Origin of the sequence: Kitasatospora sp. NPDC059747 (genome assembly GCF_042732955.1) — a bacterium.
In the GTDB taxonomy this organism is placed as follows: Bacteria; Actinomycetota; Actinomycetes; order Streptomycetales; family Streptomycetaceae; genus Kitasatospora.
This window is the reverse complement of record NZ_JBHWGV010000055.1, coordinates 1-10,253: the sequence shown is the minus strand read 5'-3', so window position 1 is coordinate 10,253 and position 10,253 is coordinate 1. Positions and strand designations below refer to the sequence as shown.

Here is a 10,253-nt window from a genome sequence, read left to right as displayed (position 1 = left end):
GGTTTGGGGGCCGTTCTTGGTGATACCCTTTGTTGGTCCTACCCCCCCGTTCATCACTGGTTTTTTGGTTTCTCGTGCGTGTGGGGGGGGGCCCCCCGCCCCCCCCCGCGGCAGGCTCATCAGGAAGCCCGGCACGTCCAGCCGCCACTCGGGCCCCAGCCAGGGGCGGACGGTGTCGTCCTCCGCGAACAGCTTGAGCCAGGTGCCCGGGGCCGTCGTCGCCCCGGCGATCTCGCGGACGTCGTCCTCGGCGGGGTGCGGCAGCACGCGCCGCGCGACCTCTCCGGTCGGGGCCCCGACGTCGATGCTCCAGCCCCACGGCGCGGGGGCGGGTTCGGCGGCGCCCCGGGAGACGACCCAGCCGGAGATCCAGCGGCGGACGAGTTCCGTGGTGTCCGGGTCCTGGTTCCGCATCGGCTTACCCCCGTTGGTAATAGGTGAATATGTGCTGCATACCTTACATCTGGGGGAGGGGTGAGGCCAGGGGCGCAGTAGGCTTGGCGGGTTCGACGCACCGGAACGATTCGGTGCGCCCAGGCCGGAAGGACGACGACACGTGAGCGAGCGCAGCGAGCGAACCATTGAGAGGTGCGTGTTGCGCGAAGCGGCTGCCGAGCGCAGCGAGGTGGGCGCATGAGCGAGCTCAGTGAGGTGGGCGGCAACGGCGGATCGCTGCCGGTCGAACTCCGGTCCGACTGCACCAGCTGCTTCGGGCTCTGCTGCGTCGCCCTCCCGTTCGCCGCAGGCGCCGACTTCGCGGTCGACAAGGCCGCCGGCACCCCGTGCCGCAACCTCCAGACCGACTTCACCTGCGGGATCCACGCGCGCCTGCGCGACACCGGCTTCCAGGGCTGCACCGTCTACGACTGCTTCGGCGCCGGCCAGCGCGTCTCGCAGGTCACGTACGGCGGGCGCAGCTGGCGGGAGGAGCCGGCGAGCGCGCGGGAGATGTTCGACGTCTTCCCGGTCGTGCGGCAGCTGCACGAGCTCATGGCGTACCTCGGCGAGGCGCTCGGCTTCGACGCCGCCCGCGCCGTCCACCCCGAGCTGCGGGAGGCCCTGGAGGCCACCGACCGGCTCGCCGGTGGCACTCCGCAGGAGATCCTCGCCGTCGACGTGAACGCGCACCGGCAGCGCGTCAGCGAACTGCTGCTGCGGGCGAGCGAGCACGTCCGCGCTGCCGTCCCGCGCCGCCGCGAGCACCGCGGCGCCGACCTCTTCGGCGCCCGGCTGCGCGGCGCCGACCTGCGCGGCGCGAACCTCCGCGGGGCGCTGCTGGTCGCCGCCGACCTGGGCGGGGCGGACCTGCGGCTCGCCGACCTGATCGGCGCCGACCTGCGCGACGCCAACCTGGCGGGCGCCGACCTCACCGAGGCCCTCTTCCTCACCCAGGCCCAGCTCAACGCCGCCCGCGGCGACGCGACCACCCGCCTCCCCGCCGGCCTGACCCGCCCGGCCCACTGGCCCGACACGGCCCCGGCGGAGGCCGCCCGGCAGGGCGCCCCGCGCAAGCCGCGCAGCGGCGGCCGGGCCGGTGGCGGCCGCCCGCGTCGGCGCTAGCTTCGGAGGTCCGGCCAGCCCTCGGCGTTGGAGCACGACTCGTAGTCGTAGCGGGTCAGGAAGTCCCACTCCTCGCCGGTGGCCGCCTCGTACGCCTCCTCGTGGACGTACAGCAGCTCCTCCGCCTGGAGCGCGGTGTACGGCGCGAACCGCTCGGGGTGGCCGAAGACTCCCTCGTAGACCTCTCGCCCGGCCGTCACCACGGCGGCGCGGGTGTAGAGGAAGTGGTCGTCGGTCTGCCAGTCGTGCGGCGCCTCGGCGTCCTGGACCGGCAGCCGTCCGAACTCCGCGCGGTCCAAGCGGTACAGCGCCTCGGCCAGCCGCTCCCCGAAGCCGGTGATTTCCTCGACCGGCCCGAGCGCGAGCCGCTGCGCAAGGCCCTCGCACGCCTCCTCCAGGTGGTCGCACCTCTCCAGGACGGCCGGCCCGCCCAGCGTGCCGACCAGCTCCCAGAACCGGTCCCAGGTCATGACCGGCAGTTCGTCGTGCGCGTTCTCGTTCCGCATGCGACCCACCTTGTCGCATGCCACTGACACGCGATTCCCCCATGGTGCAACCGGGGCATGATTCTTACCCGAGTAGATTCTTTACCGAGTTCAGTTATGCTGGTGGTCCAGTGTGCGGGAACGACGGTCGGGAGGTCGCGGCATGGTGGCGGGAATCGACGGCGAGCTGGCGCGGGAGCGGGCCCACGTCGCCCGGTGCCGGGAGGCGCTCGCGCGGCAGGTGGACGACGCCGGGTACCAGGTGATCGCGGGCGAGGACGTGTCCGGCGACGGCGCGAGCGCCGAAGCGCTCGGCCGCTACCTGCGCACCCGGGCCCGGCGGATGGCGGACCTGCCGGACAGCCCGGCGTTCTTCGGCCGGCTGGACTTCGGCGACGTCCCCGAGGCCGGTGAGCACCGGCGGCAGCGCTACTACGTGGGCCGCCGCCGGATCTCCGAGGACCCGACCGCGCCGCCGCTGGTGGTCGACTGGCGGGCCCCGGTCTCCCGGGTCTTCTACCAGGCCGGCCCGCACGACCCGCTCGGCCTGGCCGGGCGTCGCCGGTTCGGCTGGGCGCCGACGAGCCCCGGGGCGCCGGAGGACCTGACCGGCCTGGAGGACGAGCGGCTCGGCGGGCCGCCCGCCGATGCCCCCGGCGGCATCCTGGCCGCGGAGATCGAGCGCCCCCGGACCGGGCCGATGCGGGACATCGTCGCAACCATCCAGCCCGAGCAGGACGCACTGGTGCGCGGCGGGCTGGCCGAGTCGGTGTGCGTGCAGGGTGCGCCCGGCAGCGGCAAGACCGCCGTCGGCCTGCACCGCGCCGCGTACCTGCTCTACACCCACCCGCAGCGCATCCGGCGCTCGGGCCTGCTGGTGATCGGGCCCAACCGGGCGTTCCTGCGCTACATCGCCGAAGTCCTGCCCGCGCTCGGCGAGATCGACGTCGCCCAGTGCACCGCGGAGGATCTGGTCGCCACCCACCCGGTGCGCGGCGAGGACGACACGCGCGCCGCGGCCGTCAAGCAGGACGCCCGGATGGCCGCCGTCCTGGAGCGCGCCCTGTACGCCAGGGTCCGGGCGGCGGGCGCCGAGCCGGTGGTCGTCACGGAGGGCTCGTACCGCTGGCGGATCCCGGGGGAGGCGCTGGAATCGATGGTCGCGGAGGTGCGCGGGCAGGGCGTGCCGTACGCGATCGGGCGTGAGCACCTGCGCACCCGGGTGGTGGCGGCGCTGCGGGACCGGGCCGAGCGGCGCACGGGCGTCCGCAGCGGGACGTGGGAGGCGCGGATCGGGCGCTGCCGTCCGGTGAAGGAGTTCCTGGACGCGGCGTGGCCGGCCGTCCGCCCGGAGCTCGTGGTGGCCGAACTGCTCGGCGATCCCGTGGTGTTGGCGGCGGCCGCGGCCGGCCTGCTGGACGCGGGCGAGCAGGCGGCGATCCGGTGGCGGCGCCCGCCGCGTTCGGAGCGGAGCGCGGCCTGGTCGGCGCAGGACCTGTTCCTGCTGGACGAGGTCGCGGGCCTGATCGAGCGGCCGGACGGGTTCGGGCACGTCGTCGTCGACGAGGCGCAGGACCTCTCGCCCATGCAGTGCAGGGCGATCGCCCGGCGCAGCGGCTTCGGCTCGCTCACCGTGCTCGGCGACCTCGCGCAGTCCACCACGCCCGGGGCGGCGCGGAGTTGGCCCGAGCAGCTGGCCCACCTCGGCAAGCCGCGGGCGGCGGTGGTGCCGCTGACGACGGGATTCCGCGTCCCGGCGGCGGTGATGGAGCTCGCCAACCGGGTGCTGGGTGCGCTCGGCGTGGACGTGCCGCCGGCGGTTTCGCTGCGGGCGGGTGGAGAAGTGACGGTCCGTCACGTGGGGGACGTGGAAGAGGAAGTGGCCGACATCGTCCGCGAGGCGCTCGGTCACGAGGGCTCGGTGGCCGTGATCGCGGCGGATGCCGCAGTGGCACGGACGGCGGAGGCGCTGGCGGCGGCCGGGCTGCCGGCGGCGACCGCGGACGGGGTCGGCGGGGCGGCCCGGCTCACCGTACTGCCGGCCTCGCTGGCCAAGGGACTCGAGTACGACCACGTGATCGTCCTGGAGCCCGCCGCGATCGTCGACGCCGAACCGCGCGGCCTGCACCGCCTCTACGTGGCGCTCACCCGGGCCGTCTCCCGCCTCGACGTGCTGCACGCCCGCCCGCTGCCGGAGGCCATGCGGGCGGGCGGCTAGCGGGTCGGGCGCCCGGGGCCGGCGGCCCGGGCCCAGCCGTGCTCCAGGAGTTCGAAGGCGCGGTCGGCGTCGCCGACGGCCTCGAAGTGGAGCTCGTCGGCGCTCTGGCCGTCCTCGGCGATGCGGTGGTGGTTGTGCTCGGCGAGGACGCGCCGGGTCGCGGTGAGCTGGGCGGCCAGGAGCCGCGCCGAGAGCACGCGGGGCGGGGTGGCGTCCGAGTCCTCGCGCAGGGCCTCGGCCAGGGACTCCTCGGCCCGCGCGAGGTACTGGGCGCCGCGGGCCACCAGGCCCGGGGTCGAGCGGACGAGCCGGTTGAACGCCAGCACGGCGGGGTGGTCGTTGAGCCCGGTGATCGGGTCGCGCCGGTCCAGTCCGGCCACGAAGTCCCGGTGCAGCGCACCGATCGCCGTCTCGCCCGGAGCCCGGCCGCGGACCACGTCGGCGGCCTGGTCCTGGTGGTCGGCGAAGCGGTGGACGACCAGGTCCTCCTTGGACGGGAAGTAGCTGAACAGCGTCGGCTTCGACACCTCGGCCGCCGCGGCCACGTCGGCGACCGACACCCGGTCGAACCCGTGCTCCAGGAACAGCGCGATCGCCGCCTCCGAGATCGCCCGCCGCGTCCGTTCCTTCTTCAGCTCCCGCAGTCCGCTCATGCGCCCACCTCGCTGCGCTCGGCGGTCGCTTCGCGGAACACGCACCTCTTGACTGTTCGCTCGCATCGCTCGCTCATGCCAACCAGGCTAGCAGCCAAGCTTGACCGGGGAAGGTTTCTGACCCGGTCTGGAGTGTCAGGAGCTCTGGGACTCCAGGATCCGGCGCACGGACTCGACTTCCACCGCTGGCGCCGGGTCTCGATCCGCCGGGCGCCGGCGATGTTGTGCAGGGGGTAGGCGTCCGCGTCCACCCACGGCACGCGCTTGCTGACTCTGACCTGGATGACGTCCTTGAACAGCGCCACGGTGCGCTCCCCCCTGCGGCAGGCAGGCGCCAACTCCGCTTTCCGTAAAGCGGGTTGGCGGCAGCACGCCATAGCAACGGCGTCCTGTGCGGGCAGTAGGAGCGACAGAACCGCTACCGCGTGGAGGGGCCGGATCAGGCGGTGCGGTCGGCGAGGACCTCGCGAACGACGTGGCGGGCGGCGGCGGTCAGGGTGGGGTTGGTGTGCCGGTAGTACGGGATCGCGATGAGGGCGATGGACAGGGCCCAGGCGCGGGCGCGGGCCCACATGGCGTCGTCGGCGCCGAGGGCGGTGCGGAAGGTGCCGCGGGCCTGGGCGGGCAGGACGGTCCACGCGGCGATGACGTCGACGGTGGGGTCGCCGACGCCCATCAGGCCGAAGTCGATGACCGCGCCGAGCCCTCCGGTGGGGGCGAGCAGGAGGTTGCCGGGAGAGAGGTCGCCGTGCATCCAGGTGGCCGGGCCGGTGTGGTCGGGCAGGCGCAGGGCCTTGTCCCACAGGGCCGTCGCGCTCGCGGTGTCGATCGTGCCGGTGAGCCGGGCGAGCGCCGCGCGGGTCGCGCCGTCACGGGCGGCGAGCGGGACCCCGCGGGCCGCGGGCGGTCCGCCGGCCGGGTCGGCGGATCTCAGGCCGGTGATGAACGCGGCCAGGTCGCGGGCGAGTCGGAGCGGTGCGGCGAGGGCGCCGACGGCCGGGTTCACGCCGTCGAGCCAGCGGACCACCGACCACTCCCACGGGTAGCCGGCGGCGGGCCGGCCGAGGGCTACCGGCGCGGGGATCGGCTGCGGCAGGTGCGGGGCGAGCCGCGGCAGCCAGTACTGTTCGCGGCCGACGCCGTCCGCGGCCCAGCCGACCCGGGGGAGGCGGACGGCGAGGTCCGGGCCGAGCCGGAACATCGCGTTGTCCGTCCCGGCGGAGACGACCGGGCGGATGGGCAGGCCGGCCCACTGCGGGAACTGGGCGGAGAGCAGCCGCCGCACCAGGGCTGTGGTGATGTCCGGTTCGTCGGGGTGCATCCTGACGGCAGCGCACATGCCCGGCAGCGTACAGCGCGGCCCGTGCGGCCAGCAGCCGGATCATCGAACTGCTGTGACAAATTCGGATCATCAGATCACTACGCTGGCGCGATGATCACCACACGGGGGCAGGCGGACGGCCGGCCCGCCCGGCCTACGGGCAGACGCAGCATCGAGTGGACGGCTTTCGAGCGCTGGGCGTTCCGGGCCGCGTTCGCCGTCCTGGCCGTCCTGCTGCTCCTGGGCGTGACCGGGCACTACAACAGCCGCTCGGGCGGCTACCTCGTGCTGCAGCAGTGGTTCGACCGGCCGTTGCTGCTCTGGACCCTGGCGATCCCGGCCCTGTTCGTCGCGGTGCTCAACGTTCCTTGGTGGATGTGGCTCCGGATCCTGCTCACCACCGCCGTCACACTGCTGGCGGCCGGGACGATGATGCTCTGGCTCTTCCTCGCGACCTCCACGGTCGTGAAGGGCACCCAGGAGGCGCCGGGCCGCACCGACCGGAAGATCGTGCAGGAGGAGACGGGCTGGGCGCTCGACTCCACCACGGCGTACTACGTCGACGAGGGGACCGGGCTGACCACCCGCCGGTGGCTGGTCCTCGCCCAGGGCCCCCACGACCCGTACGACCGCGCCGTCCGCTGGTCGGGCCCGGACCGGATCCAGGTCGACACCGACACCGGGACCGTCACGATCGACCTCGCCGCCGACGGCCGGCCGAGCCGGGAGCTCCACCTCGACGGCTGACGTGCGCCGGCCGCCGCCGGCCGGCCTCAGCCGAGCGTCACCCGCACCCCGACCGTGCCGCCCCGGCCGAACCGGACCACGTTGGCCGCCAGCGCGACCGCGCACAGCGGGCCGTACTTGCGGCGCAGCAGCTTCCGGTACGCGGGCGCCCGGGCGGCGTCGAGCACGGCGGTGGCCGGGACCTGCTCGCCGAGCAGGGTGCCGCGGATGTCGCACGGCCCGACCAGGACGTCGGTGCGCCGGCGCAGCCGCTTGACCTTGCCGGTGCGGGTGACGGTGGTGAAGACGAGCGCGTCGCCGTCCCGGGCGACCCACACCGGCGTCGGCACGCCGGTGCCGTCCCGCCGGAAGGTCGTGAACAGCAGGTACTTGGCGGAGGCGAGCCGGTCGAGCCGCGCGGCACGCCCCGCCTCCAGCGAAGGGGAGGTGTCCATGCCCGCCACCGTAGGGGCGCGCAACGGAGCACCGCTCAAGCCCGGTTGGAGCCGGGCGGCGCACCCGCCACGCCCGGCCGCCCCGGGTGCGGCCGGGAGCCGTCCGCGGCACCTGCCAGAATGCAGGGCGTACGGCGAACGCACTGAAGGAGAAGGTGACCGGCTTCGTGACCACGCCAGTCGATGAGCAGTCCCGGCGGGCCCAGCGGGCGATCGAGCGGAAGATCGCCGAGGAACTGGGCGTGCGCGACGGGCAGGTGACGGCCGCCGTCGACCTGCTCGACGGCGGCGCGACCGTCCCGTTCGTCGCCCGATACCGCAAGGAGGCCACCGGCTCCCTCGACGACGCGCAGCTGCGCACGCTGGAGGAGCGGCTGCGCTACCTGCGCGAACTGGAGGAGCGCCGCACCGCCGTCCTGGAGTCGATCGAGGCCCAGGGCAAGCTGGACGACGCGCTGCGCGCGCAGGTCCTCGCGGCCGACTCCAAGGCCCGCCTGGAGGACATCTACCTGCCGTTCAAGCCGAAGCGGCGCACCAAGGCGCAGATCGCCCGCGAGGCCGGCCTGGAGCCGCTCGCCGACACCCTGCTCGCCGACCCCTCCCAGGACCCGGCCGCGCTGGCCGCCGGCTACCTCAACGAGGCCGTGGCGGACGGGAGCGCGGCCCTGGAGGGCGCCCGCGCGATCCTGGTCGAGCGCTTCGGCGAGGACGCCGACCTGGTCGGCTCGCTGCGCGAGCGGATGTGGACCCGCGGCCGGCTGGTCGCCCGGGTGCGGGACGGCAAGGAGCAGGACGGCGCCAAGTTCGCCGACTACTTCGACTTCGCCGAGCCCTACACCAGGCTCCCCTCGCACCGCATCCTCGCGATGCTGCGCGGCGAGAAGGAGGAGGTGCTCGACCTCGAACTGTCCCCGCTGGACGGCGACGAGACCGGCGACACCAGGGGCGACCTGCCCGGCGCGGCCGACTACGAGCAGCGCATCGCCGCCCGCTTCGGCATCGCCGACCACGGCCGCCCGGCCGACAAGTGGCTCGGCGACACCGTCCGCTGGGCCTGGCGCACCCGCGTCCTGGTGCGGCTCGGCATCGACCTGCGGTCCCGGCTGCGCGCCGAGGCCGAGGAGGAGGCGGTGCGGGTGTTCGCGGCGAACCTCCGCGACCTCCTGCTCGCCGCCCCGGCCGGCACCCGCGCCACCATGGGCCTGGACCCGGGCTTCCGCACCGGCGTGAAGGTCGCCGTGGTGGACGCCACCGGCAAGGTCGTGGCGCACGACACGATCTACCCGCACCAGCCCGCCAACAAGTGGGACGCCTCGCTGGCCACCCTGGCGGCGCTGGCGAAGAAGCACGGCGTGGACCTGATCGCGATCGGCAACGGCACCGCCTCCCGCGAGACCGACAAGCTCGCCGAGGACCTGCTGGGGCGCCACCCCGAACTGGGGCTCACCAAGGCGATGGTGAGCGAGGCCGGCGCCTCCGTGTACTCGGCCTCCGCGTTCGCCTCACAGGAGCTGCCCGAGCTGGACGTGTCCATCCGCGGCGCGGTCTCCATCGCCCGCCGCCTCCAGGACCCGCTCGCCGAGCTCGTCAAGATCGACCCCAAGTCGATCGGCGTCGGCCAGTACCAGCACGACCTGAGCGAAGTGAAGCTCTCGCGCTCGCTGGACGCCGTCGTCGAGGACTGCGTGAACGCCGTCGGCGTGGACGTCAACACCGCCTCCGCGCCGCTGCTGACCCGCGTCTCCGGCATCACCGGCACGCTCGCCGACAACATCGTGGCCCACCGCGACGCCAACGGGCCGTTCCGCACCCGAAGGCAGCTCAAGGACGTCGCCCGGCTCGGCCCGAAGGCGTTCGAGCAGTGCGCGGGCTTCCTGCGCATCCCCGGCGGCGACGACCCGCTGGACGCCTCCAGCGTGCACCCCGAGGCCTACCCGGTGGTGCGCCGCATCCTCGCCGCGACCGGCGGCGAGCTGCGCGAGCTGATCGGCAACGGCGAGCGGCTGCGCGCGCTGCGCCCGGCGGACTTCGCCGACGACACCTTCGGCATCCCGACCGTCACCGACATCCTCGGCGAGCTGGACAAGCCGGGCCGCGACCCGCGCCCGGCGTTCCGCACCGCCGTCTTCAAGGAGGGCGTCGACAAGATCGGCGACCTGGAGGTCGGCATGGTGCTGGAGGGCGTGGTCACCAACGTCGCCGCGTTCGGCGCCTTCGTGGACGTGGGCGTCCACCAGGACGGCCTGGTGCACGTCTCCGCGCTGTCGAGGAACTTCGTCAAGGACCCGCGCGAGGTGGTCAAGCCGGGCGACATCGTGAAGGTCCGGGTCACTTCGGTGGACGTCCCGCGCAAGCGGATCGGACTGACGCTGCGGCTGGACGACGAGCCCGGCCGCGGCGGGGATCGGGGTGGGGATCGGGGCGGCGAGCGCGGCCGAGGCGGCGGAGACCGGCAGGCCCGCCCGCCGCGCCAGGACCGCCGCGGGGACGAGCGCCGCGACGACCGCCGCGGTCAGGACCGGCGCGGCCAGGGCGGCCAGGGCGGCTCCGGCGGCAGCACCCCGCCGGCGAACAGCGCCATGGCGGACGCGCTGCGCCGGGCGGGCCTGACCGGCGGCTCGGGCGGTCAGGGCGGGCGCGACGACCGCCGCTCCGGGCGGCGCTGAGCGGCACCCGGCACCCGGCCCCCAGGGCCCGGAACGCAGCACGCAGCACGCAGTACGCAGAACACGGAACGGCCCGGGGGGGGGGGGCAAAACCCCCCCCCCCCCCCCCAGATTAGACGTTTCGCCCACACACGAGAAACAAGCAAACAAAACACACACCAATCGGATA

At 74.4% G+C, this 10,253-nt stretch carries 9 protein-coding genes and 1 pseudogene; 4 read left to right on the top strand and 6 right to left on the bottom strand.

The annotated features are described in order from the left end of the window. Positions 1 to 414: pseudogene (locus ACFV4G_RS23560) on the bottom strand (hypothetical protein); the annotation flags it as partial. Between the two features lie 219 nt (positions 415 to 633). Between ACFV4G_RS23560 and ACFV4G_RS23555 the strand changes: the two are divergent. Continuing rightward, positions 634 to 1,560, top strand: coding sequence for a pentapeptide repeat-containing protein (locus ACFV4G_RS23555; protein ID WP_380443481.1), 927 nt, complete (start codon positions 634 to 636; stop codon positions 1,558 to 1,560). On the opposite strand, the gene ACFV4G_RS23550 is transcribed toward ACFV4G_RS23555, so the two are convergent. Then, positions 1,557 to 2,066 carry a DUF4240 domain-containing protein gene (locus ACFV4G_RS23550; protein WP_380443480.1) on the bottom strand — a complete coding sequence of 170 codons (510 nt, stop codon included), beginning with the start codon at positions 2,064 to 2,066 and terminating at the stop codon, positions 1,557 to 1,559. The genes ACFV4G_RS23555 and ACFV4G_RS23550 overlap by 4 nt on opposite strands. Positions 2,067 to 2,208: 142 nt before the next feature. Between ACFV4G_RS23550 and ACFV4G_RS23545 the strand changes: the two genes are divergently transcribed. Beyond that, positions 2,209 to 4,263 carry a HelD family protein gene (locus ACFV4G_RS23545; RefSeq protein ID WP_380443478.1) on the top strand — a complete coding sequence of 685 codons (2,055 nt, stop codon included), beginning with the start codon at positions 2,209 to 2,211 and terminating at the stop codon, positions 4,261 to 4,263. Here ACFV4G_RS23545 and ACFV4G_RS23540 read toward each other — a convergent pair. The 3 genes from ACFV4G_RS23540 to ACFV4G_RS23530 all read right to left on the bottom strand — a co-directional run bounded on the left by ACFV4G_RS23540 (position 4,260) and on the right by ACFV4G_RS23530 (position 6,255). Continuing rightward, entirely contained in the window at positions 4,260 to 4,916 is a 657-nt protein-coding gene (locus ACFV4G_RS23540; protein WP_380443476.1) for a TetR/AcrR family transcriptional regulator, read from the bottom strand. The genes ACFV4G_RS23545 and ACFV4G_RS23540 overlap by 4 nt on opposite strands. Then, complete coding sequence (locus tag ACFV4G_RS23535; RefSeq protein ID WP_380443474.1) at positions 4,913 to 5,221, bottom strand: hypothetical protein; 309 nt, start codon at positions 5,219 to 5,221, stop codon at positions 4,913 to 4,915. Before ACFV4G_RS23535 ends, ACFV4G_RS23540 begins: the two co-directional genes overlap by 4 nt. 134 nt (positions 5,222 to 5,355) lie before the next feature. Next, positions 5,356 to 6,255 carry an aminoglycoside phosphotransferase family protein gene (locus ACFV4G_RS23530; RefSeq protein ID WP_380443472.1) on the bottom strand — a complete coding sequence of 300 codons (900 nt, stop codon included), beginning with the start codon at positions 6,253 to 6,255 and terminating at the stop codon, positions 5,356 to 5,358. Positions 6,256 to 6,348: 93 nt separating this feature from the next. Between ACFV4G_RS23530 and ACFV4G_RS23525 the strand changes: the two genes are divergently transcribed. After that, positions 6,349 to 6,984 (top strand): hypothetical protein, encoded by a 636-nt coding sequence (locus ACFV4G_RS23525; RefSeq protein ID WP_380443470.1) that lies wholly within the window; start codon positions 6,349 to 6,351, stop codon positions 6,982 to 6,984. A gap of 26 nt (positions 6,985 to 7,010) precedes the next feature. Here the strand turns inward: ACFV4G_RS23525 and ACFV4G_RS23520 are convergent, their stop codons facing one another. Then, positions 7,011 to 7,418 (bottom strand): PPOX class F420-dependent oxidoreductase, encoded by a 408-nt coding sequence (locus tag ACFV4G_RS23520; RefSeq protein ID WP_380443469.1) that lies wholly within the window; start codon positions 7,416 to 7,418, stop codon positions 7,011 to 7,013. 167 nt (positions 7,419 to 7,585) lie between these two features. Here ACFV4G_RS23520 and ACFV4G_RS23515 point away from each other — a divergent pair, with 167 nt between their 5' ends. Beyond that, entirely contained in the window at positions 7,586 to 10,084 is a 2,499-nt protein-coding gene (locus ACFV4G_RS23515; protein ID WP_380443467.1) for a Tex family protein, read from the top strand. Positions 10,085 to 10,253 lie beyond the last annotated feature (169 nt).

Coding starts and splice junctions, on each gene's coding strand:
- ACFV4G_RS23555 (WP_380443481.1), top strand. CDS start 634: ATGAGCGAGCTCAGTGAGGTGGGCGGCAACGGCGGATCGCTGCCGGTC.
- ACFV4G_RS23550 (WP_380443480.1), bottom strand. CDS start 2,066: ATGCGGAACGAGAACGCGCACGACGAACTGCCGGTCATGACCTGGGAC.
- ACFV4G_RS23545 (WP_380443478.1), top strand. CDS start 2,209: ATGGTGGCGGGAATCGACGGCGAGCTGGCGCGGGAGCGGGCCCACGTC.
- ACFV4G_RS23540 (WP_380443476.1), bottom strand. CDS start 4,916: ATGAGCGGACTGCGGGAGCTGAAGAAGGAACGGACGCGGCGGGCGATC.
- ACFV4G_RS23530 (WP_380443472.1), bottom strand. CDS start 6,255: ATGTGCGCTGCCGTCAGGATGCACCCCGACGAACCGGACATCACCACA.
- ACFV4G_RS23525 (WP_380443470.1), top strand. CDS start 6,349: ATGATCACCACACGGGGGCAGGCGGACGGCCGGCCCGCCCGGCCTACG.
- ACFV4G_RS23520 (WP_380443469.1), bottom strand. CDS start 7,418: ATGGACACCTCCCCTTCGCTGGAGGCGGGGCGTGCCGCGCGGCTCGAC.